This is a genomic window from Flavonifractor sp. AGMB03687 (assembly GCF_017811815.1).
Classification (GTDB): Bacteria; Bacillota; Clostridia; order Oscillospirales; family Oscillospiraceae; genus Flavonifractor.
In genome coordinates this window covers 1-26487 of record NZ_JADKZI010000005.1, presented here as the reverse complement: position 1 = coordinate 26487, position 26487 = coordinate 1, and the positions used below count along the sequence as shown (strand labels likewise).

The window sequence follows — 26487 nt, the reverse complement described above, 5'->3', positions numbered from 1 at the left end:
ATTTTTTCCCGTCCAAATTTTCCATTTCTTCGAGGTGTACCATGAAACAACTGCTGTCCGCGCTGAAGGATATCCCGGAATATTGTGCCCTGACGGCGGCCATTGACAACGGGGCCTGCCCGGTGGCTTTTTCCGGATTGTCGGCGGTCCACCGGGCCCACTTTGCCGCCGGGCTCCATCAGGAGCTGGAGCGGCCGGTGGTGGTGGTGTGTGCCGACGAGGGGGAGGCCCAGCGGATGGAGAAGGACCTGGCCGCCCTCTCCGGGGAGAAGGTGACCACCCTGTCCGCCCGGGAGTTCACCTTCCACAACGCGGCGGTGGTGTCCCGGCAGTATGAGCACCGGAGGCTTAGTGTCCTGCGGGCGCTGGCGGCGGGGGAGTGCGCCCTGCTGGTGTGTACGGTGGAGTCTCTCCTCCAGCGCACCATCCCCAAGACCCTGCTGACCCAGGCGGCCCAGGTGATCCGCATGGGGGAGGCCCATGATCTCAACGAGCTCACCGAGACCCTTACCGCCGCCGGGTATGCCCGGTGCCAGCAGGTGGAGGGCGTGGGCCAGTTCGCCCTGCGCGGCGGCATTCTGGACTTCTTTTCTCCCGCCCACCAGAAGCCGGTGCGTGTGGAGTTCTTCGGGGACGAGATCGACGCCATGGGCTTCTTTGAGCCGGACACCCAGCGGCGCATCCAGAACATCAGCGAGGCGGAGATCCTGCCCGCCGCCGAGGTGCTGCCCCAGTTCACCCCCGGGGGCTGGGCCGGCCTGCTGGAGGGCCTGGACAAGCTAATTGCCCGGGCAAAGAAGCGCAAGGGCAGCGAAAAGCTGGTGGAGACCCTGGAGGAGGACCGGGAGCGGCTGGCCGCCGGTACCTCCTTCCCGGCCATGGACCGGTATCTGGGCCTCATCTACCCCCAGATGGCCACGGCGGCGGACTATCTGCCGGAGGACGCGGTAATACTCTTCAGCGAGAGCGGCCGGGTGGCTGAGCGGGGGAAGAACTACCTGTGGCAGCTGGGGGAGGACGCCAAGTCCCTGATGGAGCGGGGGGAGCTGGCCGGTGATCTGGCCGACTTCGCCCGCACCCCCGAGGAGCTGTGGGAGGTGCTGGAGGAGTGGCCGGTGTGCTACCTGGACGCCTTCGCTTCCTCCACCTATCCCCGGCGGCCCCGGACGGTGCTCAACCTGCTGGCCAAGCAGCTGCCCTCCTACGGCGCCAGCCTGGAGACCGCCGTCTCCGACCTGGCCCACTACGTGTCCGAGGGCTTCCGCACCGTGGTGCTGGTGGGCAGCGAGCAGCAGGCCCTCAACCTCCAGGCCCTGCTGCGGGAGCAGAAGATGACCACCGCCGTGGACTTCCAGCTCCACGACCTGCCCGCCTACGGCAAGGCGGTCATCGCCGTGGGCGGCGTCACCGCCGGTATGGAGTACCCGGTGGGACGGCTGGCGGTGCTCACCGAGGGCCAGTCCGCCCTGGGCAAGAAGCGCCGCCCCAAGCCTGCCACCAACCGGCAGAAGCTGAAGTCCTACGCCGACCTGTCCCCCGGCGACCTGGTGGTCCACGAGCACCACGGCGTGGGCCGGTTCGTGGAGATGACCAAGAAAGTAGTGGACGGCGTGGAGAAGGACTACGTGAAGATCGCCTACGCCGGTACCGACACCCTGTACGTCCCCGCCACCCAGCTGGACCTGGTGAGCAAGTATATCGGCGGCGGCGAGGACGCCAATGAGACCCGCAAGCTGTCCCGGCTGGGAGGCGGCGACTGGGAGCGGGCCAAGTCCAAGGCCAAGAAGGCGGTGAAGGACCTGGCCAAGGGGCTCATCCAGCTGTACGCCCAGCGGCAGCGGCAGCCCGGCTTCGCCTTCTCCCCCGACTCCGAGTGGATGCACGAGTTTGAGGAGCAGTTCGAGTACGCCGAGACCGACGACCAGCTGCGGTGCATCGCCGAGATCAAGCGGGATATGGAGACCGCCCGGCCCATGGACCGGCTGCTGTGCGGCGACGTGGGCTACGGCAAGACCGAGGTGGCCTTCCGGGCGGTGATGAAGTGCGTGCTGGACGGCAAGCAGGCCGCCATCCTGGTGCCCACCACCGTGCTGGCCCGGCAGCACTACCTGTCCGCCAAGCAGCGCTTTGCCAAGTACCCGGTGGAGATCGACGTGGTGAGCCGCTTCCGTACCAGCGCCCAGATGAAGGAGACCCTGCGGCGGCTGGAGGCGGGGCAGATCGACCTGCTCATCGGCACCCACCGGCTCTTCCAGAAGGATGTGAAATTCAAGGACCTGGGCCTGCTGGTCATCGACGAGGAGCAGCGCTTCGGCGTCCAGCACAAGGAGAAGCTCAAGGAGCTGTCCCGCCAGGTGGACGTGCTCACCCTGTCCGCCACTCCCATTCCCCGTACCCTGAACATGGCCCTGTCGGGAATCCGGGACATGAGTACCCTGGAGGAGCCCCCCATGGACCGCCAGCCGGTGCAGACCTACGTGCTGGAGCACGACTGGGGGGTGCTGATGGACGCCATCCGCCGGGAGCTGGAGCGCGGCGGCCAGGTGTTCTACCTCCACAACCGGGTGGACACCATCACCCGCACTGCCGCCCGCATCCGGGAGATGCTGGGGGAGGATGTGGAGGTGGCGGTGGCCCACGGCAAGATGAGCCAGGAGGAACTCAACGAGGTCATGACCCGCATGAGCGAGGGCGAGGTGGATGTGCTGGTGTGCACCACCATCATCGAGACCGGCATCGACATCGCCAACGTGAACACCCTCATCATCGAGGACGCCGACAAGATGGGCCTGGCCCAGCTCCACCAGATCCGGGGCCGGGTGGGGCGGTCCACCCGCCGGGCCTTCGCCTATCTCACCTACCGGCAGGGCAAGGTGCTCACCGAGGTGGCCTCCAAGCGGTTGGGGGCCATCCGGGAATTTGCCGAGTTCGGCTCCGGCTTCAAGATCGCCATGCGTGACCTGGAGATCCGAGGCGCGGGCAACGTGCTGGGCCCCGAGCAGTCCGGCTTCATGCTCAGCGTGGGCTACGACATGTACCTGCGTCTGCTGGAGGAGGCGGTGCTGGAGGAGCGGGGGGAGCCCATCCCCAAACGCACCGAGTGCGCCGCCGACCTCAGTGTGGCAGCCTCCATCCCCGACCGGTACGTGCCCTCCCCGGAGGAGCGGATGGACCTGTACCGGCGGATCGCCGCCATCCGCACCGAGGAGGACGCCGACGACGTGATGGATGAGCTCATCGACCGCTACGGCGACCCGCCCCGGACGGTGAACAACCTGATCACCGTGGCCCTGCTGCGGGCGGACGCCGCCCAGAACGGCGTCACCCAGATCAAGCAGCAGGGGGGCGGCCTGCAATTCTATCTGGACGGCTTTGACCTGCGGCAGGTGTCCGCCCTGTGCGGCATGGACAAGTACAAGGGACGGCTGCTCTTCTCTCCCGGCGAGAAGCCCTATCTGTCCCTGCGGCTCAAGAAGGGGGAGGACCCCCTGAAGTGGGGCCGCAAGGTGATGGAGGACTTCGGGGCGGCGGGAGCGTGAGTTCCGGCCTCATAAAAATAACAAACACCCCTGGGGCCTGGCGCACATGCGCCGGGCCCCAGGGGTGTTTTGGGAAAGAAAGATGGTATCAATTAGAATTCAATGATGTTGAGGTACACATCGATGTTGCCGTAGACCAGCTGGGGATTGCCGCTCTCATCGTTGGCGAACCAGAAGTTCTGATCCAGCGGGAATTCCGCATCGTGAGTACCCACGGTGGCGTAGACGGGGATGGAGATCTTCACCCAGCCGTTGGTGCCCTTGGTGAAGGTGCCCTCGATCAGGTTGTCCGCCCGGCGATAGCCGTCCTCCATGGTCTGCTCATCATAGATCAGAGACAGGCCGTACTCCGCCAGGGCGTCCAGGCCCGCCTGGGTGCCGATGGGGGAGGAACCCAGCTCGGCAAGGTCCACTTCGGTGTTGGCGGCGTTCAAATCATCGGCGGTATAGAAAATGCCGTCATAGAAGGTGTTGATGCCGGCCCACTCCACAGACTCGCCCACAACGCCGCACAGGACCATGGGGGCCGTGGCAAACTCGCCGGGCTCTACAAACTGGAAGCGGAGGGTGCGGGTGATGGCGTCGCCGTTTCTGGGGGTGAGGGTAAAGGTCACGTCGGACTGAGCCACGCCCTGGCACTGGCCCTCCAGGTGGTCGCCCACCAGGGTGATGCCGTCGGGCAGCTGGCCGGAGACCTGCTTGACGGTAAAGCTGCTGTTCTGCTGCTCCTCGGGCAGCCACCAGCGGAACTCGTAGTACACGTCGTTGTACCAGGTCTCCTGGGTGCCGTCCTCATTGGTGTAAACTTCGGGGGCTACGGAGAGCACATACTCCACCTCGCGGGGATCGTAGGGGGGCTCCACCGACTGGATGACGGCGGTCTGGGTGGCGGCGTCGTAGCCCACTTCCTTGCCGAAGGCCTCACTGATGGCCCGGATGGGCACATAGGTGGTGCCGTTGTAGGCGAACACGTCCACCGCCTTGCCGGTGGCGTCCCGGGGCACAAAGGACTCGCCGTCAATGGACAGCTTCATGCCGGGGGTGACGGAGATGTTGACCAGGCTGCCGGCGGCCAGAGCGGCGGTGCCGGTGCCCAGGACCAGGGCCAGCGCCAGGGCGGCCACGCGGGTCTTTTTCTTCATAGAGACACTTCCTTTCATGTGCTGCGGGTGTAAACTGCCCGTTTCTGAGAGTTGAAACCAGCATACCACAGTACTGTAAGAAAGTGGTGTGCACAGGGGCACACTTGCGTCGAAACCGGTGGGAAGGCTATCCCAGAGGGCTGACCCGGCCGGGGCAGGCCAGCTCCGCCGCGGCGGTCATGGACTGGGGCACCAGCACCAGATTGAGCCGGGGGAGATTAGCCAGGGGAGAGAAGTCGGGGACGGCGGGGCCGTTGAAGCAGAAGGTCTCTAACAGTTCCGCCTGGGCCAGGGGGGACAGGTCGGTCACCTTGGAGCTGAACAGCCCCAGATTGCGCAGCCGGGGCAGCTCGCCCGCCCCCTCCAGGGAGACCTGGCCGGTGTGGAGCCGCAGGTCCACCACTTGGCAGCCTGCCAGGATGGACAGATCCTCACAGGGCAGCAGACCCACGTTCAGAATGGGCAGCTGGTCCCGCTCACACAGGGCGGCCACCGCCTCCTCCGGCGGCGCCCACAGAGAGAGCTCCTCCAGCAGGGGCAGCGTACCCAACACCGACCAGTCTCCGTCGGACACCGTCCGCCAGCCCAGGGACAGGCGGACCAGAGGCAGATCAGTCAGGGGAGTCAGGCTGTCCAGAGGGGTGAGCTGGCCGCTGTCGTCCACCCCGTCCAGATTCAGGTCCCGCAGCCTGGTCAGTCCTGCCAGCGGGGTCAGATCGGAGGAGGTGTTGCCCCCCAGCCACAAGGTGTTCAGACTGGTAAGGGAGGAGAGGGGGGACAGGTCCTCAATGGAGTTGTCGCACAGCACCAGGGTGGTGATGGGCAGCCCCTCCAGAGGGGAGAGGTCGGTGATCTGCTGCCGGCACAGCCATACCTCCGTCAGGTTGGGCATACTGGCCAGCAGGGACAGGTCGGACACGTCGCCGCAGGAGGTGTCGCCGGTAGCGTCGCCCATATAATAGGTATAGGACGAGGGGTCCTCCAGCACCTCGTTGCCCAGCAGGGCCAGCCGCTCCACCTGCTTCAGGTCGCCGTAGGTGATTTCTCCGCCGGGCTGGTCCAGGGCGTCCCGCACCGCCAGCTCCAGGCAGTAGGAGGAAAACTCCACCGCCCGGCCATCCTGCACCCGGGGGAGGGCGATGCCCGCCGCCAGTCCGGCGCACGCGATTAAGGCCAGGGCTGCCGTGCCCAGCTGTCCCAGACGGCGGTTCCGGCGGGCCTTTCCGGTGAGGGCGTCGGTGAGGGCACCCACCGAGGAATAGCGGTCGTCGGGGGAGAAGGCGGTGCACTTGCGCAGCACCTCCTTCAGCTGCCGGGACGCGGGGGCGTGGTCCAGACTTTCCCGGTCGTAGGAGCCGGTGAGGGTCCAGATGAGGGTAGCCCCCAGGGCGTAGAGGTCGGTGCGCGCATCGGTCTGGGTGAAGCCGTATTGCTCCGGCGGCGCGGTGACCGAGCTGCCCATGATGCGGGTGTCGCTGGGCCGGTTGGGCTTGTACTGCCGGGCGATGCCGAAGTCGATGAGGCCCACATCCCCGTCGGGGCTGATAATAATGTTGTCCGGCTTGATGTCCCGGTGGATAATGGGGGCGACAGGCGGTGGAGCTGCTCCAGCAGGGCGGCCAGCTTGAGGGCCAGCTGGCGGCAGTCCGCCTCCCCCAGGGGCCCTTTCCGCTCCAGCGTGCGGGTGAGGCACTCCCCGGGCAGGTAGCTGCGCACCAGATAGCAGGTGCCCTCCTGCCGGAAGCAGTCGGCGGCCAGAGGCACGTGGCCCGCCAGAGCGGGGTAGAGCTGGCTCAGCAGCCGGAACTCCTCCTCCAGGTCCTCGCCGTCCGCCCGGGCGATCTTGAGAACAAAGGGGGCTTCGTCGCACCGGCGGCGGAGCCGCCACACGCTGCGGTCCTGCCGCTCCGCCAGGCATGCCTCCGGCCGGTAGACCAGGGCGATGCGGTCGGGCAGGTCCAGACTGTCCACCACCGGGGCGTAGCCCTGGCGGAATTCCTCGGTCCGGGTCATAGCAATCCCGCCTCTCCCAGGGAAAGGAGCAGCTCGTCGGTCTCCTCCAGGGTCAGGTGGTGGGTCAGGCCGTAGAGCACTGCCGCGTCAAACCGGCTGCGGGGGTAGAGGACCGCCCGGCCGCAGCGGGTGAGCAGCCGCTGGGTCTCCTCCTCGCCCAGGTCCATGGCCAGGGCCAGCCGCAGCAGGAAGGTGCGGGTGGGGGGACGGGTGCCGTTGAAGGGCTGGTAGCCGTAGGAGCGCTCCAGATAGCAGGCCCGGATGGCGTCCTTCACCAGCCAGCCCCGCCGCTCCAAAAGATTGCATAAATAAAAGGTACAGTCGGGGGGCGTGAAGGCGCTGTCGCTCAGCAAGGCGGGGTCGCGGGAGGAGCAAATGGCGCTGCGCAGTTCTTCCGTGGTCCTCATAAGGCCTCTCCTTTCCGGGGAAATGGGGATAAAAAGGGTTCATTTACTTTATTATACAGTGGTTTCCATGGAATAGAAAGAGTGTACCATACTTTGTCAGAATGCAGGTGTGCAAAATTGCGCATTTTTCCACTTGGGAGCCGCCGGAGGGAGAGACGGGGCGATTTGTTCACAATTTCCTCTTTTTTCTTCTGTGGCCTTATGCTATACTAGGAAACTGAATCAATGCGAATTGGCCGCGCTTTGCGCGGTGTAAGATCAGAAAGGTGAATTATCACATGGGACTGTTGAAAAAGCTGTTCGGTACCAGCTCCGCCAAGGAGCTCAAGGCCATCAAACCCATCGTGGACAAGATCGAGGCCCTGGACGAGGAGTATTCCAAGCTCACCGATGAGCAGCTCAAGGCAAAGACCCCTGAATTCAAAGAGCGTCTGGCCAAAGGCGAGACCCTGGACGACATTCTGCCCGAGGCCTTTGCCGCCTGCCGTGAGGCGGCCTGGCGCGTGCTGGGCATGAAGCCCTACCGGGTGCAGCTCATCGGCGGCATCATCCTCCATCAGGGCCGTATCGCCGAGATGAAGACCGGCGAAGGTAAGACCCTGGTGGCCACCCTGCCCGCCTACCTGAACGCTCTGGCCGGCGAGGGCGTCCACATCGTCACCGTCAACGACTACCTGGCCAAGCGTGACTCCGAGTGGATGGGCAAGGTCTACCGCTTCATGGGCCTCACCGTGGGTCTGGTGATCCACGACGTGGCCCCCAAGGACCGCAAGGCCTCCTACGCCGCCGACATCACCTACGGCACCAACAACGAGTTCGGCTTTGACTACCTGCGGGACAACATGTGCATCTACGCCACCGAGATGGTGCAGCGTGGCCACTCCTTCGCCATCGTGGACGAGGTGGACTCCATCCTCATCGACGAGGCCCGTACCCCTCTCATCATCTCCGGCCAGGGTGACAAGTCCACCCAGCTGTACACCATTGTGGACGCCTTCGTGGCCCGCCTGAAGGGCCAGCGGGTGGCCAAGGTGGACACCAAGGAGGAAGAGGACCCCGACGTGGACGCCGACTACATCGTGGATGAGAAGGCCCGCACCGTCACCCTCACCGCCCGCGGTATCGCCAAGGCGGAGCAGCAGTTCCAGATCGAGAACCTGGCCGACCCCGAGAACACCACCCTGTCCCACCACATCAACCAGGCCATCAAGGCCCGGGGCCTGATGAAGCGGGACATCGACTACGTGGTGAAGGACGGCGAGGTCATCATCGTAGACGAGTTCACCGGCCGCCTGATGTACGGCCGCCGCTATAACGAGGGCCTCCACCAGGCCATCGAGGCCAAGGAGGGCGTCACCGTGGCCCGGGAGTCCAAGACTCTGGCCACCATCACCTTCCAGAACTACTTCCGCCTGTACAACAAGCTGTCCGGTATGACCGGTACCGCCATGACCGAGGAGGAGGAGTTCGGCACCATCTACGCCCTGGACATCGTAGAGATCCCCACCAATAAGCCCCTGGCCCGTATCGACCAGCCCGACGTGGTGTACAAGACCGAGAAGGGTAAGTACAAGGCCATCGTGCAGCAGATCGAGGAGTGCCACGCCAAGGGCCAGCCCGTGCTGGTGGGCACCATCTCCATCGAGAAGTCCGAGCAGATCTCCGAGATGCTCAAGCGCAAGGGCATCAAGCACAACGTGCTGAACGCCAAGTTCCACGAGAAGGAAGCCGAGATCGTGGCCCAGGCCGGTAAGTTCGGCGCCGTCACCGTGGCCACCAACATGGCCGGCCGTGGTACCGATATCCTGCTGGGCGGCAACGCCGAGTTCCTGGCCAAGGCCGAGCTGCGCAAGGCCGGCCTGTCCGACGAGCTCATTGCCGAGTCCACCGGCTACGCCGAGACCGACGATCAGGAGATCCTGAACGCCCGGAAGATGTTTGCCGAGGCCGAGGCCAAGTACAAGGATGAGATCAAGGAAGAGGCCGACAAGGTCCGTGCCGTGGGCGGCCTGTTCATCCTGGGCACCGAGCGCCACGAGTCCCGCCGTATCGACAACCAGCTGCGTGGCCGTGCCGGCCGTCAGGGCGACCCCGGCGAGAGCCGCTTCTTCCTGTCCCTGGAGGACGACATCATGCGCCTGTTCGGCTCCGAGCGGGTCATGGGCATGATGGATAAGCTGGGCGTGGACGAGGACACCCCCCTGGACTCCAAGATGCTGTCCAACGTCATTGAGAACGCCCAGAAGCAGGTGGAGTCCCGCAACTTCCAGACCCGTAAGACGGTGCTGGAGTACGACGACGTCATGAACACCCAGCGTCAGGTCATCTACGAGCAGCGCCGCAAGGTGCTGGACGGCGAGAACCTGAAGGAGGCCGTTCAGACCATGCTGTCCACCGTCATCTCCAACGAGGTGGCGGCCCACATGGGCGAGCACAAGCACATGGACGCCGAGAACTGGCGTGAGGTGTGCGCCCAGTACCGCGGCCTGTTCCTCACCCCCGAGGACTACAAGTTTGACGACGAGGAGCTGCAGAAGTACGACGCCGACGCTCTGGAGCAGCTGCTGCTCCGGAAGGCCACCGAGGTTTACAGCAAGAAGGAAGCCGAGCTGGGCGAGCCCCTCATGCGTGAGCTGGAGCGCGTTATGATGCTCCGGGTGGTGGACGAGTACTGGATGGACAACATCGACGCCATGCAGGAGCTCCGCCAGGGCATCGGCCTGCGGGCTTACGGCCAGAACGACCCCGTGGTGGAGTACAAGCGCGAGGGCTACGAGATGTTCGAGCGCATGATCGCGGCCATCCAGGAGGAGACCCTCCGCCGGATCTTCCTGGCCCGGGTGCAGGTTGGCTCCACCGTCAAGCGCGAGCGGGTGGCCAAGGTGACCGGCGAGAGCGCCGGCAGCGACGGCACCGTGAAGAAGCAGCCCGTCAAGAAGGGCCAGAAGGTGGGCCGCAACGATCCCTGCCCCTGCGGCAGCGGCAAGAAGTACAAGAAGTGCTGCGGTATGCACGAGGACGACTAAAAGCAGCCTAGGCCCCGGAAGCGGGGCGTCGGGGACGCCGTCCCCTACGGGTTCCCGTCCCGGATAAAGGAGACCATATGAACATCATCGAGCACAATAAAAACGGCCTGCTCTACCTGGCCTCCGAAGGCATGGAGGAGGCCGGTGGAGTGGTCCACGGCTTTTCCACCCGGCTGGGAGGGGTGTCGGAGGGGATCTTTTCCTCCCTCAACCTGAGCATGACCCGGGGAGATGACCCGGACAAGGTGGCGGAAAACTACCGCCGCTTCTGCGCCGCCATCGGTGCTGACGTCCGCCAGGTGGTGTGCGCCAGCCAGGTCCACGGGGACACGGTGCGCTCCGTCACCTCCGCCGACCTGGGCATCGCCCTGGACGAGCCCGAGCCCTGGCAGGCCGACGGCCTGGTTACCGACATCCCCGGCGTGGTGCTCACCGTCTTTACCGCCGACTGCCTGCCCATTCTGCTCTACGACCCGGTGCGCCGGGTGGTGGGCGCGGTCCACGCCGGCTGGCGGGGCACCGCCCTGGGCATCGCCGCCAAGGCGGTGGAGCGGATGGTGGACTGCTACGGCTGCGACCGGCTGGACATCCTGGCCGCCATCGGCCCCGGCATCTCCAAGTGCTGCTTTGAGACCCACGAGGACGTGCCCAACGCCATGACCGAGGCCATGGGGGCCTCCGCCCTCCACTGCATTGAGGTGCTGCCCACCGGCAAGTTCCACGTGGACCTGAAGGCTCTCAACGCCAAGCGGCTGGAGAACGCCGGTCTGGACCCCGAGCATATTGCCGTGTCTGCCGACTGCACCGCCTGCCTGCCGGAGAAATACTGGTCCCACAGAGTGACCAAGGGCGAACGGGGCAGCCAGGCTGCCATGATCGCACTGGTATAATCAAATCACAGGGGCGGGCGGTGATCAGCCGCCCGCCCTTTTTCATTGAGACAGGAGGGGCTGCCCTTGAACAAACGAACACGACTGCGTCTGACGGCACTGGGGGCTGCCCTCTGCCTGGCCCTGACGGGGTGTACCGGCGACCCGGCCCCTGAGGCTACTCCCACCCCCGCCGTCACCGAGAGCGGCGCGCCGGAGGTCCAGCAGACCAACTTCGTGCTGGCCTGCTACCCGGAGGCCGGATTCCACCCTATTACCAGCTCCAACCGCACCAACCTGAACCTGGCGGGGCTCATGTACGAGGGCCTCTTCGCCCTGGATCAGCAGTTTGAGGTGGAGCAGGTGCTGTGCTCTGGCTATACCACCTCGGAGGACGGGCTGACCTGGACCTTCACCCTGCGCAGCGGCGTCACCTTCTCCGACGGCAGTGCCCTCACCTCGGCGGAGGTGGTGTCCTCCCTGGAGAGCGCCCGCACCAGCGCCCTCTATTCCGCCCGGTTTACCGACATCGGGACCATTACCGCCGGGGAGGGGACGGTCACCGTGGTCCTCACCCGGGCCAACGGCAACCTGCCCGCCCTGCTGGATATCCCCATCGTCAAGGAGACCGGGGGACGCACCCCCCTGGGCACCGGCCCCTATGTGCTCAGCGGCAGCGGGGACGACCTGAGCCTCACCGCCAACCCCTCCTGGTGGCAGGGGCAGACCCTACCCCGGGACACCATCCCCCTGCGGACCATTCAGGAGGCCGATGATCTGATCCACGCCTTCGACACCAAGGAGATCTCCCTGGTGGCCACCGATCTCACCGCCACCAACGCCCTGGGCTACTCCGGGTCCTACGACACAGTGGACTATCCCACCTCCACCATGGTGTATGTGGGCTTCAACACCACCAGCGGCCCCTGCCGGGACGCGGGCGTGCGCAAGGCCCTGCTGCGGGCCTTTGACCGGGATTCCGTGGCCACAGCCCTCTACTCCCGCCACGCCCAGCCCGCCGCCCTGCCGGTGTCCCCGGCCAGCTCTCTGTACAAGGAGGACCTGGCGGAGGCGCTGAGCTACTCCTCCCAGGGGGTGGCCGATGCCCTCACCGAGGCGGGGTGGACCAAAACGGACAGCGGCTGGGTCAGCGGCCGGGAGACCCTCAGCCTGGAGCTGGTGGTATCCGCCGAGAATCAGGACCGGGTGGCGGTGGCGGAGCATCTGGTGGCCGGGCTCAACGACCTGGGCATCAAAGCCACCCTCACCAAGCTGGAGTGGGACGCCTACGTCTCCGCCCTCCAGAAGAAGGACTTTGACCTCTATCTGGGGGAGGTGCGGCTCACCGCCGACTTTGACCTTACCGCCCTCATCACCAGCGGCGGGTCCCTCAACTACGGCGGCTACAGCGACGCCGAGGCGGTGGCCCGCCTCCAGACCTACCGGGCGGCCACCGGCCAGGCCCGGGATCTCAGCGCCCAGCGGCTCTATGAGCGGCTGGCGGAGGCGCCCCCCTTTGCGGTGCTCTGCTTCAAGAACTGGTCGGTGCTCACCCAGTGGAATACCGTCTCCGACCTGACCCCCACTCAGCAGAATGTGTTTTACCAGTTTGCCTACTGGAAGATCGGGCCCCAGACGGAAACAGAATAAGATAGACCGGCCTCCCCACAGCGGGGAGGCCGGTTTTTTGCGCCCCGCCAGCTTTCCCCCAAATCCGGGGGACAGGCCTGCTATACTGTATCCAAAAGCTGGAAACAGAAAAGCAAGGAGCGGTCACCATGACACAATGGCATGCATGCAGCACCAAGCAGGCGCTGGAGGAATTGAGAAGCGGGGCGGGAGGCCTGACGGGGGCGGAGGCCGCCCGGCGGCTGGTGGCCCACGGGCCCAACAAGCTGGCCCACAAGAAGGACAAGTCCTTCCCGGCCCGGCTGCTGGGCCAGCTGAAGGACCCCATGATCCTGGTGCTGCTGGTGGCCGCCGCCCTGTCCCTGTGGGCCAGCGGGGGAGAGGACTGGCTGGACGCCGCCATCATTCTGGGCATCGTGGCGGTCAACGCCATCATCTCCCTGTCCCAGGAGGACAGCGCCCGCAAGGCCCTGGAGGCATTGAGCCAGATGTCCGCCCCGGCGGCCCACGCCCTGCGGGACGGAACCCTGGTACGGGTGGAGGCGGAAAAGCTGGTGCCCGGCGACGTGATCCGCCTGGAGGCGGGAGATCTGGTGCCTGCCGACTGCCGCATCCTGGAGGCGGCCGGTCTCCAGGCCGACGAGTCCGCCATGACCGGCGAGTCCGCGCCGGTGAACAAGGGCGCCCTGGGCCCCCTGCCCGCCGACACCCCCTTGGCAGAGCGGCGCAACCTGCTCCTCTCGGCCACGGTGGTCACCCGGGGCCGGGCCACCTGCCTGGTCACCGCCACCGGCATGGACACCGAGGTGGGCCACATCGCCGGAATGTTGATGGATAAGGTGGAAAGCGAAACGCCTTTACAGAAGAAGATGGGGGAGATTTCCAAGACCCTGTCCTTCCTGTGTCTGTGCGTGTGCGCGGTGATGTTTGGGGTGGGGCTGCTCCAGGGGCGCAATTTGCTGGAAATGTTCCTCACGGCTGTGTCTCTGGCGGTGGCCGCCATCCCGGAGGGCCTGCCCGCCATCATCTCCATCGTGCTGGCCCTGGGGGTGAGCCGCATGGCCAAGCGGCGGGCCATCGTCAAAAAGCTGCCCGCGGTGGAAACTCTGGGGTGTGCCGGGGTGGTGTGCTCCGATAAAACGGGCACCCTGACCCAAAATAAAATGACCGTGGTGGACATCTGGACAATCCGGCAGGGGGAGCGGGATCTGGCCCTTACCATCGGCACCCTGTGCGGCGACGCCGAGCTGAGCTGGAAGGGGAAAACCCCGGTTTGCACCGGCGATCCCACCGAGGCCGCCCTGGTGGAGGTGGCGGCCAAGGCGGGGTTGGACCGCAACCAATTGGGGGAGGAGTGGCCCAGAAAAGGGGAAATTCCCTTTGATTCGGAACGAAAACTTATGACGACGGTACATAGTAAGCCGGGAGGCGGATACCGGGTGATGGTGAAAGGAGCCCCCGACGTGCTGGCCCGGCGGTGCCGGGTGGAGGAGAGCGCCCTGCGGCGGATCACCGCCCGGAATGAGGCCATGGCGGGCAAGGCTTTGCGGGTGCTGGGGGTGGCCTATAAGGATGTGGAACTGCTGCCCCGCAGCCTGGACAGCGACACCCTGGAGCGGGGCCTCACCTTCGTGGGCCTGCTGGGCATGATGGACCCGCCCCGGCCGGAGGTAAAACGGGCGGTGGACCAGTGCTACCGGGCGGGGGTGCGGCCGGTGATGATTACCGGCGACCACAAACTCACCGCCGTGGCGGTGGCAAGGGAACTGGGCATCTGCCGAGAGGGGGATCGGGCCCTCACCGGCGAGGACCTGGACTTCCTGCCCCAGCAGGCCCTGGAGGAGGAAGTGGACAAATTCGCTGTATACGCCCGGGTATCTCCAGAGCACAAATTACGGATTGTAAAGGCCTGGCAGGCCAGAGGGAAGGTGGTGGCCATGACCGGCGACGGCACCAATGACGCCCCCGCCCTCAAGGCCGCCGACATTGGCTGCGCCATGGGCAAGAGCGGCACCGACGTGGCCCGGGGAGCCGCCGACATGATCCTCACCGACGACAACTTTGCTACCATCGTCGCGGCGGTGGAGGAGGGGAGAGGGATCTATGCCAACATCAAGAAGGCCATCCACTACCTGCTCTCCTGCAACATCGGGGAGATTTTGACCATCGCCCTGGCCACCCTGCTCCGCTTCCCGGAGATGCCTCTGGCCCCGGTGCAGCTGCTGTGGCTCAACCTGGTCACTGACTCCCTGCCCGCCCTGGCTCTGGGGGTGGAGCCAGTGGAGCCGGGGGTAATGGACCAGCCGCCCCGGCAGGCGGGGGAGTCCCTCTTTGCCCACGGCTTTGCTCTCCGGCTGGCCTGGCAGGGGGTAATGGTGGGGCTGCTCACCCTGGCGGCTTACGTGCTGGGAGCCTGGGTGCTGCCCGGCTGCTCCCTGGCCGCGGGCAACACCATGGCCTTCGCCACCCTCACCTTGTGCCAGCTCTTCCACGCCTTTGACGCCCGCAGCGAGGAGGCCTCCATCTTCAAGCTGGGGGTGACCTCCAACCCGGCCATGAATAAAGCCTTCCTCATCGGCATCGCCATGCAGCTGGGGGTGCTGTTGGTGCCCCCCCTCCAGACGGTGTTTTCCACTGTGCCCCTGTCTCCCCGGGCCTGGGGGGTGGTGGCCGGTCTGGCTTTGACTCCGGTGGTGGTGTGCGAGATCACCAAGGCCTTCCGCCGCAGCCATAAGCCGGGCAAGCGGGTGAGTACCCCCAAGGCGGCCCTGAAAAAATAAAAATTACCCCTTGACAAAGACCAGACGGGGCGGTATACTATGCCAAACTAAATCGATAAACCGATGAGAAAGAGGAGTAGTCCGGTATCAAGGCCTCACAGAGAGCTGCGGGTGGTGGGATCGCGGCAGGCGGCGTCCGGGTGAATGGACTTTTGAGGGCATAGCGAAAGGGTGACCGAGTAGCGCGACGGGGACTCCACCCGTTATCAGGGGAGCGTGTGCTGGCAGGCACGCGAAAGTGAGCGGGCGCATGTTTACATGCGTCAATCCGGGTGGCACCGCAGAGGTTTTTATTACGCCTTTGTCCCAGAGAATCTTTGGGACGAGGGCGTTTTTGCTATGCAAAAGCATAGCAAAAAACGGCCAGGTGCCGCCTCTGGCGGCACGGCCATAGAATTTAAAGCGCATGGGCCGGGACGGCCCATATGCGCAAAACTTCATGCGCCGTCAATCTGGCCGATCATGACGCTGTACTGTATGCGCATGAAGTTTCATGCCCTCTCCCGCAAAACCAAACTTGAAGGAGTGCATGAACATGACTAAGATCCCTCACCGCCTGTACCTCACCGAAGACCAGATGCCTCAGCGTTGGTTCAACCTGCGCTCCGCCATGGCAGAGCAGCCCGACCCCATGCTTCACCCCGGCACTCTCCAGCCCTTGGGGGTGGACGATCTGGCCCCCATTTTCTGCACCGAGCTGGCCCGCCAGGAGCTGGACGGCACCACCGAATACATCGACATCCCGGAGGAGATCCAGGAGGTCTACAAGATGTACCGGCCCTCGCCCCTGATCCGGGCCTACAACCTGGAAAAGGCCCTGGGCACCCCCGCCAAGATCTATTACAAGTTTGAGGGCAACAACACCTCCGGCTCCCACAAGCTCAACTCCGCTGTGGCCCAGGCCTACTACGCCAAGCAGCAGGGCCTCACCGGCGTCACCACCGAGACGGGTGCCGGCCAGTGGGGCACTGCCCTCAGCGAGGCCTGTTCCTACTTTGGGCTGACCTGCGACGTGTTTATGGTGAAGTGCTCCTACGAGCAGAAGCCCTTCCGCAAGGCGGTGATGGGGGTGTTTGACGCCGACGTTACCCCGTCCCCCTCCAACCTCACCGAAGTGGGCCGCAAGATCCTGGCGGACAATCCCGGCACCACCGGCTCCCTGGGCTGCGCCATCTCCGAGGCAGTGGAGGCCGCCCTCAACAGCGGCGGAACCAAGCGGTATGTGCTGGGCAGTGTGCTCAACCAGGTGCTCCTCCACCAGTCCATCATCGGCCTGGAGTCCAAGTTGGCCATGGAGCAGCTGGGGGAGTACCCCGACGTGATGGTGGGCTGCGCCGGCGGCGGCTCCAACCTGGGCGGCCTCATCGCCCCCTTCATGGCCGACAAGCTGAAGGGTGTGAAGAACCCCCGCATCGTGGCGGTGGAGCCCGCCTCCTGTCCCTCCCTTACCAGAGGCAAGTACGCCTATGACTTCTGTGACACCGGCAAGGTGACCCCCATGGCCCGGATGTACACCCTGGGCTGCGGCTTCATCCCCTCCGCCAACCATGCCGGCGGCCTGCGCTACCACGGCATGAGCCCCGTCCTCTCCAAGCTGTACCACGACGGGTATATGGAGGCGGTGGCCTACGAGCAGACCAAGGTCTTTGAGGCGGCGGTGCTCTTTGCCAAGCAGGAGACCATCCTGCCCGCTCCCGAGTCCGCCCACGCCATCAAGGGCGCCATTGACGAGGCTCTCAAGTGCAAGGAGAGCGGCGAGGCCAAGACCATCCTTTTTGGCCTCACCGGCACCGGCTACTTTGATATGACTGCCTACCAGAACTACCTCACCGGTCAGATGACCGACTATATCCCCACCGACGAGGATCTGCAGAAGGGCTTTGACTCCCTGCCCGACATCCCCCAGAACCAGGGCATCTAAGCCTGCCGCCGCCGGCCGCCTTTGGGCGGCCGGCGGTTTTTGGGGCTTGAGGGGAGAGAAAAGCCGGGGATTTCCTTCCAAATCCCATGGAAATGCCTTGTATTCTCCGAAACTATCCGGTATAATGATAGAGCAAAGGCCGCTGCGCGGCATTTATCGGAAAGGTGAGGGATCATCCCATGGAAATTAAAAATTTCGACGATATCATCAAGCGTGTTCCCAAACTGAATGCCCCTCTGCGTGTGGTGCTGGCCGGTTCTGACGGCGAGAACATGCTCCAGGGTCTGTTCCAGGCCCAGAAGGAGGGCTTTGTGCAGCCCGTGCTGGTGGGTGACCGTGCCCGTACCATGGTGCAGCTGGAGAAGCTGGGCCTGGACAAGGAGCCCTACACCATGGTGGATACCGCTCCCGGCCACAATGTGACCCAGGCGGCCATCGACGTGATCCACTGCGGTGACGGCGATATCCTCATGCGCGGCAACATGCCTACCCGTGACTTCCTGATGCCCGTGCTGGACAAGAAGAACGGCCTGCGTACCGAGCGGCTCATGAGCCACGTGTCTCTGGCTTCCATCCCTGAGTATCCCAAGCTGCTGGCTCTGTCCGACATGACCATCATCGTCAACCCCAACCCCACCCAGAAGAAGGCCATCATCAAGAACACCGCCGACGCCCTGAAGGCCTTCGGCTACGAGAACCCCAAGCTGGCTCTGATGGCTCTGGTGGAGAACGTCAACTTCCATATGCCTGACACCATCGAGGCCCAGCGCCTGGTGAGCGAGCAGAAGCAGCACCCCTTCGCCGACTGCGAGCTGTGGGGCCCCATTGCCTACGACCTCATCATCTCCAAGGAGGCCTGCCGGCTGAAGAACTACGACTGCCCCTGGGCGGGCGGCGGCTTCGACGGCATCATCGCTCAGGACCTGATCGCCGCCAACACCCTGGTGAAGAGCTGGCTCATCCACGCTCACGCGGTTACCTGCGGCGCCGTGGTGGGTGCCAAGGTGCCCATCGCCCTGACCTCCCGTTCCGCCAAGGCGGAGGAGAGCTTCCTCTCCCTGGTGTTCTGCGCCGTCCTCAACGAGTGGCGCAAGACCCAGCAGAACGGCTAAGACGAATCAAATGAACAAAAAAGCCGGCGCGTCAGCGCCGGCCTTTTTTATGCGTGCAAAAAAAACAGGGGCCGCCCATTCGGGCGGCCCCTGTCTGTCTTACTTCAGATGGGAGAAGTCGTGCTTTTTGGGACGGGCGTGATAGTGGGTGTGGAGCAGCTCGTGAGAGCGGTGGGACAGAGGCGCACCGAAGAACTCCTCATAGATGGTCTTGATCTCCGGATTCTCATGGCTTTTGCGCAGAGGCAGGCTCTTGTCCAGCTCATACAGGGCCTTGATGCGGGCGTCCCGGACGGCGTTGTTGGTGCCGATGGGCTGACCGCCGCCGCCGATGCAGCCGCCGGGGCAGGCCATGATCTCGATGAAGATGTAGTCGGCCTCGCCGCTCTCCACACGGCGGATGATCTCCTCGGCATTCTTCAGGCCGTTGGCGATGGCCACCTTCAGCGGGGTGCCGTTGAGGTCAATGGTGGCCTCCTTGATGGCGTTGACGTCGTTGCGAACCGCCTCAAATTCCAGGCGGGGCAGGGTCTGGCCGGTGTACACCTCATAGGCAGTGCGCAGGGCGGCCTCCATGACGCCGCCGGTGGCGCCGAAGATGGCGCCGGCGCCGGAGCCGATGCCCAGGGGGGAGTCGAACTCGCTCTCAGGCAGGACGGACAGGTCCAGGCCCTCGTAGCGGATCAGCTTGGCCAGCTCGCGGGTGGTGAGGACGTAGTCCACATCCCGGTAGCCGTCCCGGCCCAGCTCAGGACGGGAAGCCTCGTACTTCTTGGCGGTACAGGGCATGACGGAGACGGACACGATGTCGTGGGGATCCCAGCCCATCTTCTGGGCATAATAGGTCTTGACCACGGCGCCGAACATGCCCTGGGGGCTCTTGGCGGTGGACAGGTTGTCGCACAGCTCGGGGTGATGCTTCTCCATGTAGGTGACCCAGCCGGGGGAGCAGGAGGTGATCATGGGCAGCTTGCCGCCGTTCTTGATGCGGTCCAGCAGCTCGCTGCCTTCCTCCATGATGGTCAGGTCGGCGGTGAAGTTGGTGTCGAACACCTTATCAAAGCCCATCATCTTCAGGGCGGTGACCATCTTGCCGGTGACGATGGCGCCGGGCTCCAGGCCGAACTCGTCGCCCAGGCCCACGCGGACGGAGGGAGCCACCTGGACCACCACGTGCTTGCGGGGATCCTGAATGGCGCGTACCACGTCGTTGGTGTTGTCCACCTCCACGATGGCGCCCACAGGGCACACCAGGGAGCACTGGCCGCACAGGACGCAGTCGGTCTGGTCCATGGGCAGGTCAAAGGCGGTGGTGATCTTGAAGTCGCCGGAGCGGTTGGAGGCGGTGAGGGCGGCGCAGCCCTGGACCTCGGCGCACACCTTCACGCAGCGGCCGCACTTGACGCACTTGGAGGGGTCCCGCACGATGGAGGGATTGTCGATGCGCAGGGGCTCGTTGGAGGAGATGTCGGGCAGCTCGGGCAGCAGACGGTTGAACCGGCGGCACAGCTTCTGCAGTTCGCAGTTGCCGTTGCGGGCGCAGGACAGGCAGTTCTGCTTGTGGTCGGCCAGGATCAGGTCCAGCACGCCCACCTGAGCGTCGTACACCTTCTTGGTGTCGGTAAAGACCTCCATGCCCTCCCACACCACGGTGGAGCAGGCGGCCAGCAGCTTGCGCTGGCCGGTGACCTCCACCATGCACATCCGGCAGTGGGCCTTGATGGTCTGATCCGGATGGTAGCACAGGTGGGGGATGTCAATGTTCAGCATCTTGGCCGCCTCGATGATGCGGGTGCCGGCGGGCACCTCCAGCGGCATATGATTGATGGTAAGATGTACCGTATTGCTCATCGGACCGCGACCTCCTCTTTGACGGCAAAGACTTCAGGGAAGCGCTTCATGGCGGACAGCAGGGCGGATTGAGCCGTCTCGCCCAGGCCGCACAGGGAAGCGCAGGACATGATGTCGGCGAACTTCTTCAGGGTGTCCACATCCTTCTGGGTGTGCTCGCCGGCGGCCACCTTATCCAGCAGCACGGCGATGTGGCGGTTGCCCTCCCGGCAGGGGGTGCACTGGCCGCAGCTCTCGTGGGAGAAGAACTCCTGGGTCATGCGCAGGAAGCCGATGACGCTGGTGCGCTCGTCCACCACCAGCACCGCGCCGGAGCCGATGGCGGTCAGGTCGGCCTGCCGCATGCCCTTGTAGGTGTAGGGGGTGTCCAGCTGTGCGGGGGAGCAGATGCGGCCGGAAGCGCCGCCCAGCTGCACCAGGCGCAGGGGATACTCGGGGTTCTCCATACCGCCGGCCAGATCGTAGATGATCTCCCGGATGGTGATGCCGAAGGGGACCTCAAAGACGCCGGGGTTCTTGACGTTGCCGGAGACCGAGATCATCTTGGTGCCGGGGCAGTCCTCGGTGCCCTGGCTCTTGTAGTAGCCCTCGTCGTCCAGCAGCAGGGGAGCCACCAGGGACAGGGACTCTACGTTGTTGACGCAGGTGGGCAGGTGGAACACGCCGCACTGCTTGATGAAGGGGGGCTTCATACGGGGACGGCCCGCCTTGCCCTCCACCGACTCGGCCAGGGCGGAGCCCTCGCCGCAGACGTAGGCGCCGGCGCCGGAGTAGAGGTGGATGCGGTAGTTCAGACCGGAGCCCAGGATGTTGTCGCCCAGGTAGCCGGCCTCCTCGCACTGGGCGATGGCGGACAGCAGGCGGGGACGCAGGTGGGAGTACTCCTCACGCATGTAGATGTAGCCGTTGTCGGCACCCACGGACCAGCCGGCGATGATCATACCCTCCAGCAGCTGGTAGGGATCGTTGGTCAGCAGCTCCCGGTCCTTGAAGGTGCCGGGCTCGCCCTCGTCGGCGTTGCACACCACGCACTTGTGCTCGCCCTTGACCTCGCGGGCCTGGCGCCACTTCTTACCCATATCGTAGGCGGCGCCGCCGCGGCCCTGAACGCCGTTGGCGGCCAGCACGTCGGCAATGTCATTGCCGTCCATGGTCAGGGCCTTGCGCAGGGCGGTGAAACCGCCGATGGACTCGTAGCTCTTCAGGCTGTCCGGATCGTACTTGCCGAAGTTACGGGTGATAAAACAGACTTTCTTGCTCATACCGGCACCCCCTTAATTGAGCTGCTGGAGCATATCCAGGATACGCTCCTCGCTGTCCAGATGGCCGTACACCACGCCGTTGACCCGCACGGCGGGGGACACGTCGCAGGCCCCGAAGCAGGGGACTTTTTCGATGGAGAAGCGGCCGTCATAAGTGACCTCGCCCACCTCCAGGTTGAGAAGACGCTTCAGGGTCTCCACCAGGGTGTCGCTGTCCTTCACACGGCAGGGGGCGGAGTTGCACACTTCCAGGGTGAACTTGGCCCGGGGCTTGGAGTGGAGGGCAGTGTAGAAGGAGATGACGTCGTAGACCTGAGTGGGCTTCACGCCCAGCTTCTCGGCCACATAGTAGGCGGCGGACTCGGGGATGTAGTGCCGCTCCACAGCGGCCTCCACGTCCAGCAGGATACCCACCAGCTGGGTGGCGTCCCCGTTGTGGGCGGAGATGATGCCGTCGATCTTGTCCGCCAGCTCCTTGTCTAGAACGTCGGCGGCTTGGGTAAAGGGCTTCATAGGGGCTCCTCCTCTTTGTTAGAATTGCTCCACCGGAGCGGTGGGTTACTTACCAAAAGGTGACTAGTTTACCAGGTAAACCGGGGAGTTTTTCAAGTATATCAAGTCTTTTGGAAAATTGCAACAGTTTCCTTTATTTTTGTATAATGCGGCTAAAACAGGGCAGGCTAAGAAAGTTCGATTGGTCAAATTACACCAGAAAACCTCAAAAATAGGGGGTTTCTTGCCGAAACTACGGACAAAAAGTAATTTTTAGACGTACATATCGGAGCAGAGGAGGACGCGACATGGCCCACTACCCACCCGGCGGACAGACCCATCCCCACCCCCGGCAGGAGCCCCGCTATCCGGGGCCCATCACCCTGGCCCGGCTGGAAGAGATTTTCCGGGATTGTGTGGATTTTGTGCGCCGGACGGTGTGGGTGGGGGAGGACCCGGAGCGGTCGGTGACCCTGGTCTATCTCAGCGGCATGGTGCGGATGGAGCGGGTGAGCGACTACCTGCTGCGGCCCATGGCCCAGGACCCGGAGCTGGCCCGGTGCGCCGGAGCGGTGCCCATGATGGAGCGGATGCGCCAGGGAGCCCTGTACAACCTGACCATCGAGGCCAGGGACAGCCTGGATCAGGTGGTCTTTGACCTGGTGGCCGGGTGGTGCGTGCTGATGTTTCCCGGGGAAACCACGGTGCTGTCCTGCTTTACCGGCACCGAGGAGAAGCGATCTATCTCCGCCCCCGACAATGAGACGGTGCTTAAGGGGTCCAAGGATGCCTTTGTGGAGAGTCTGCGCACCAACACCAGCATCGTCCGCCGCCACCTGAAGGCCCCGGAGCTGCGCATTCAGGAGCAGATCGTGGGCCGGCAGTCGGCCACCCTGGTGGACCTCCTATATATAGAAGGGATCACCAACCCCCATCTGGTAGAGCAGGTGGCCGCCCAGCTGCGGGACATCGACATCGACGGGGTCTTTTCTACCGGGGCCATTGAGGAGTATATCGTCCCGGCGGAGCGCACCCCCTTCCCCCTGATCCAGTATACAGAACGGTCCGACCGGTTCTGCGCCGGACTGGCCCAGGGGCGGGTGGGCATCCTCATCGACGGCATCCCCCTGGGCTATCTGGCCCCGGCGGTGCTGGGCAACTTTTTGCAGGCCCCCCAGGACAAGTCCTCCAACTGGCTGCTGGCCACCGTGCTGACGGTGCTGCGCTACTTCTGTATGCTCACCACCCTGCTGCTGCCCGCCCTCTATATCGCCATGGTCACCTTCCACCAGGAGATGATCCCCACCCGGCTGGCCCTGTCCATCATTGCCGCCAAGCAGAATGTGCCTTTCCGCTCTGCCTTTGAGGTCATCGTTTTGCTCATTGCCTTTGAGATCCTGCAGGAGGCAGGCCTGCGGCTGCCCCAGTCCATTGGCCAGACCGTGTCCATTATCGGCGGCCTGGTGGTGGGCTCTGCGGCGGTGGAGGCCAAGATCGTCTCCCCGGCGGTGCTCATCGTGGTGGCAGTGGCGGGTATCGCGGGCTACACCATGCCCTCCCAGGAGCTGGGGGGCGCTCTGCGGATCTGGCGGTTTGTGCTGGTGCTGCTGTCCAGCGCCGCGGGGCTCTTCGGCACTGTGGTGGGGGCGGCGGTGCTGATCGTCCATCTGGCGGGGATCGAGAGCTTTGGGGTGCCCTATCTCACCCCCTTTGCGGTGGGGACCGGCCGCAATCCCCGGGAGCATGTGCTGCTGCGGCGGCCCATGCCCCAGATCAAGGACCGGCCCGCCGCCCTGAAACCCAGGAATAGGAGGAAGCAGCGTTGAAAAGAACAGTTCTGTTGGTGCTGCTCCTCATGCTTCTGCTTACCGGCTGCCGCCGGTACTCCGGCGTTCTGCCCTATGCCCGGGAGATCGAGGACATGGAGCTGATGCGCACCCTGGGGGTGGACGACGCCGGGGAGGCCGGGGTGGTGGTCACCGCCTCCGGCGGCACCTCCCAGGAGGAGACCGAGGTGGTGTCCGGCCAGGCGGGAGCCATCAGCGCCGCCGTGCTGGAGCTCCAGGGGGAGGGGTCCTCCTACCTCTATTTCGGCCACGTCACCCAGCTGCTGCTGGGGGAGGGCTTGGCCAAACGAGGGGTGATCCCCTCCCTGGACTATGTGCTGCGGGACGTGGAGATGCGGCTGGAGACCGCCGTCTACCTGGTGCGGGGGGGCACGGCGGAGCAGGCCATTGAAGCCGCCGCCGATGACGGCTCCGCCACCGACCGGCTGGAGGCGCTGGCTGCCGATGCGGCCCTCACCGCCAACTCCATGCCCCGGACGGTAAAGGACGTGCTGGCCGAGCTGGACCGGCAGTCGGCCTCCTTTGTTCCGGCGGTGCTGGCGGACGACGGACTGACCGCCGCCGGCTACGGCATCCTGAAGGACGGGGTGCTGGTAGGCTGGGCGGAGGGGGATGCCGCCCTGGGGGTCAACCTCATCTTTGGTAAGGTGGACGCCGATGTGGTGGAGGTGGAGGCCCCCGACGGCACCACTGCCGTTCTGCGGGTGGTGGGCGCCGCCACCTCGGTACGGCCGGTGTGGGACGGAGATACCCTCACCGGCTTCCGGGTCCACTGTAAGGTGGACGCCAATCTGGCGGAGGGGAGCGCCATGCCCGACGAGGCCACCCTCACCGCCCTGGAGGAGGAACTGGCCAGGACGGAGGCCGACCGCATGGCCCAGGCTCTGGAGCTGTCCCGGGCCCTGGACGCCGACTATCTGGGCCTGCGCCACTCCGCCGCCTTCCGAAAGCCCTGGCGGAAGGAGGTGCTGCTGGGCACCAGCTCTATGGAGGGGCTGACCCTGGAGGCATCCGCCCAGGTGGTGATCCAGCGGAGCTACCACGCCGACGGGTAACGATACTATATATAATAGTAGGAGGTGACACCATGCCCGACGACCGCATTTCCCTGCGGCAGCTGCTGACCCTGACCTTTGCCGCCCTGCTGTCCCCGGCCATCCAGGTGCTGCCCGGCCTGACCGCCCGGCGAGCGGGGGTGGGGGGCTGGCTGGCTACGCTGGTAGCCCTGCCTCTGCTGCTGGGGCTGTGCTGGCTGCTGTGCCGGCTCTTCCGGGATGGACTGCCGGGAACGGCCCTGGAGGTGCTGGGGCCTGTGCTGGGCCGGGGGCTGTGCCTGCTCTATCTGCTATGGGGGCTGTGGCTGCTGGCGGCCAATGCCAGGCAGGTGGCTCTGCGCTTTCTCACCATCAGCTACCGCAATGCCCCTATGCTCCTCTTTTTGCTCACCCTGCTGGGAGTGGCCTTCTGGCTGGTGCGTAAGCCGGTGCGGGCTTTGGCCCGAGCGGGGGAGGTGTTTTTCCTGGCCCTGGCCGCCGGACTGGCCCTCTCTCTGGTGCTGGGGGCTTTTCAGATCGATTCGGTCAACCTGCTGCCGGTGTGGGTGGAGGATCTGCCCGGCCTGGGCGCTGCCACTCTGCCTGTGCTGGGCCTGCTGGGCTATGGGATCTTTGCCGCCTGCCTGGGCGGGCACGTGGTGCCTGAGGAAGGGGGCAGGGGAAAGGTGCTGCGCTGGGCGGTAGGGCTGTGCCTGACTCTGACTGCCCTGCAGGTGGTGTGCCTGGGCAATTTCGGACCAGATCTGACCCAGCGCATGGATATTCCTTTCTTTATGATGGTAAAAGGGATCGGCTTTGAGGGTACCTTTCAGCGGATGGAGTCGGTGATCATTGCCCTGTGGGTGCTGGCCGACCTGGCCCTGCTGTCTCTGCTGGCCTGCGCCTGCTCCCAGCTGGCGCAGAGCACCTTTGCATGCAAGGAGCGGCGGACCGCCGTGCTTCCGGTGATTTTGGCGGCAGCGGCAGGGGCAATCTGGCTCTTTCCCGACGCCTTTTCTTTGGACTGGGCCCTGGAGGGACCTGCCCTGTGGGGCGGGATTCTCATGGGATTTGGGGTGCCGCTTTTGCTGGCCGCGGTCAAATGGTGCAGAGGAAAGGGATAGGAGGGGATATCTTGTAGGAATATGGAGGAAAGAACCACCGTATCTGGGGTGTTTTCCGGGGAGAGAAAAAAGTCGAAGGAAAACCGAAAAAAGGTGTTGACAAATGGGACCCTGAGTGGTATTCTATCTGAGCGCCTTGCGAGAGGGCATGAAAATCTGATCAAAATTGGGAGAAACCGAGCGGAACGCCGGACGGCCTCACGAAAAAGATTAGAAAAAAGTGCTTGACAATCGCGAGTGTGCGTGATAAAATGAACAAGTTCGAGCTGAGAGGCCTGAACGAGTTTAAAAAGGACTGAAATCAAGGATTTCGAGTGAAAAAGCTCCGAAAAACTTGAAAAAAGTTCTTGACAAACGAATCCGGAAGTGCTAAAATAAATAGCACGTCAGCCGATCGGCTGAACGGAGCGTGTACCTTGTAAATTAAACAACGTGAAAG

At 64.5% G+C, this 26487-nt stretch carries 16 protein-coding genes and 1 pseudogene; 10 read left to right on the top strand and 7 right to left on the bottom strand.

The window, feature by feature from the left end; translation table 11 throughout:
• Window positions 1-41: 41 nt before the first annotated feature.
• A complete protein-coding gene (gene mfd / locus J9789_RS11555; protein WP_209345566.1) occupies window positions 42-3539 on the top strand; it encodes a transcription-repair coupling factor in 3498 nt (1165 codons plus the stop codon).
• Window positions 3540-3631: 92 nt separating this feature from the next.
• Here mfd and J9789_RS11550 read toward each other — a convergent pair whose 3' ends face one another.
• The 4 genes and pseudogenes from J9789_RS11550 to J9789_RS11540 all read right to left on the bottom strand — a co-directional run bounded on the left by J9789_RS11550 (window position 3632) and on the right by J9789_RS11540 (window position 7101).
• The gene (locus J9789_RS11550; protein ID WP_209345564.1) at window positions 3632-4681 is read right to left on the bottom strand and encodes a stalk domain-containing protein; all 1050 of its coding nucleotides are present in this window, start codon (window positions 4679-4681) and stop codon (window positions 3632-3634) included.
• A 127-nt stretch (window positions 4682-4808) separates the two neighbouring features.
• Entirely contained in the window at window positions 4809-6209 is a 1401-nt protein-coding gene (locus tag J9789_RS11545) for a leucine-rich repeat domain-containing protein (protein WP_348633681.1), read from the bottom strand.
• Window positions 6210-6268: 59 nt separating this feature from the next.
• A pseudogene (locus J9789_RS17090) lies at window positions 6269-6694 on the bottom strand (phosphotransferase); the annotation flags it as partial.
• On the bottom strand, window positions 6691-7101 hold the full coding sequence (locus J9789_RS11540; RefSeq protein ID WP_209345560.1) for a hypothetical protein: 411 nt from the start codon (window positions 7099-7101) through the stop codon (window positions 6691-6693). The pseudogene J9789_RS17090 and the gene J9789_RS11540, both read right to left, overlap by 4 nt.
• A 278-nt stretch (window positions 7102-7379) precedes the next feature.
• Between J9789_RS11540 and secA the strand changes: the two genes are divergently transcribed.
• From secA to J9789_RS11510, 6 genes are all read left to right on the top strand, one after another.
• The gene (secA, locus tag J9789_RS11535; protein WP_209345558.1) at window positions 7380-10127 is read left to right on the top strand and encodes a preprotein translocase subunit SecA; all 2748 of its coding nucleotides are present in this window, start codon (window positions 7380-7382) and stop codon (window positions 10125-10127) included.
• A gap of 77 nt (window positions 10128-10204) precedes the next feature.
• Window positions 10205-11017: a peptidoglycan editing factor PgeF gene (gene pgeF / locus J9789_RS11530; protein WP_209345556.1), complete on the top strand. Its 813-nt coding sequence runs from the start codon at window positions 10205-10207 to the stop codon at window positions 11015-11017.
• A 66-nt stretch (window positions 11018-11083) separates the two neighbouring features.
• Window positions 11084-12646 (top strand): ABC transporter substrate-binding protein, encoded by a 1563-nt coding sequence (locus J9789_RS11525; protein WP_245185242.1) that lies wholly within the window; start codon window positions 11084-11086, stop codon window positions 12644-12646.
• A 128-nt stretch (window positions 12647-12774) separates the two neighbouring features.
• A complete protein-coding gene (locus tag J9789_RS11520) occupies window positions 12775-15405 on the top strand; it encodes a cation-translocating P-type ATPase (RefSeq protein ID WP_209345554.1) in 2631 nt (876 codons plus the stop codon).
• Window positions 15406-15940: 535 nt separating this feature from the next.
• Complete coding sequence (locus J9789_RS11515) at window positions 15941-17326, top strand: TrpB-like pyridoxal phosphate-dependent enzyme (RefSeq protein WP_209345552.1); 1386 nt, start codon at window positions 15941-15943, stop codon at window positions 17324-17326.
• A gap of 179 nt (window positions 17327-17505) precedes the next feature.
• Window positions 17506-18438 (top strand): phosphate acyltransferase, encoded by a 933-nt coding sequence (locus tag J9789_RS11510; protein ID WP_209345532.1) that lies wholly within the window; start codon window positions 17506-17508, stop codon window positions 18436-18438.
• 99 nt (window positions 18439-18537) lie between these two features.
• Here J9789_RS11510 and J9789_RS11505 read toward each other — a convergent pair whose 3' ends face one another.
• The 3 genes from J9789_RS11505 to J9789_RS11495 are packed head-to-tail and all read right to left on the bottom strand — an operon-like array spanning window position 18538 to window position 22064.
• A complete protein-coding gene (locus J9789_RS11505; protein ID WP_209345530.1) occupies window positions 18538-20289 on the bottom strand; it encodes an NADH-dependent [FeFe] hydrogenase, group A6 in 1752 nt (583 codons plus the stop codon).
• Window positions 20286-21551, bottom strand: a complete 1266-nt coding sequence (locus tag J9789_RS11500) for an NADH-ubiquinone oxidoreductase-F iron-sulfur binding region domain-containing protein (protein WP_209345528.1) — start codon at window positions 21549-21551, stop codon at window positions 20286-20288. Before J9789_RS11500 ends, J9789_RS11505 begins: the two co-directional genes overlap by 4 nt.
• Before the next feature lie 12 nt (window positions 21552-21563).
• A complete protein-coding gene (locus tag J9789_RS11495; RefSeq protein WP_087187335.1) occupies window positions 21564-22064 on the bottom strand; it encodes an NAD(P)H-dependent oxidoreductase subunit E in 501 nt (166 codons plus the stop codon).
• 287 nt (window positions 22065-22351) lie between these two features.
• Between J9789_RS11495 and J9789_RS11490 the strand changes: the two genes are divergently transcribed.
• The 3 genes from J9789_RS11490 to J9789_RS11480 are packed head-to-tail and all read left to right on the top strand — an operon-like array spanning window position 22352 to window position 26048.
• The gene (locus J9789_RS11490; protein WP_209345526.1) at window positions 22352-23869 is read left to right on the top strand and encodes a spore germination protein; all 1518 of its coding nucleotides are present in this window, start codon (window positions 22352-22354) and stop codon (window positions 23867-23869) included.
• Window positions 23866-24945, top strand: coding sequence for a Ger(x)C family spore germination C-terminal domain-containing protein (locus tag J9789_RS11485; RefSeq protein ID WP_209345525.1), 1080 nt, complete (start codon window positions 23866-23868; stop codon window positions 24943-24945). The genes J9789_RS11490 and J9789_RS11485 overlap by 4 nt, the downstream gene beginning before the upstream one ends.
• Window positions 24946-24977: 32 nt before the next feature.
• The gene (locus J9789_RS11480) at window positions 24978-26048 is read left to right on the top strand and encodes a GerAB/ArcD/ProY family transporter (RefSeq protein WP_209345523.1); all 1071 of its coding nucleotides are present in this window, start codon (window positions 24978-24980) and stop codon (window positions 26046-26048) included.
• Window positions 26049-26487: the final 439 nt, after the last annotated feature.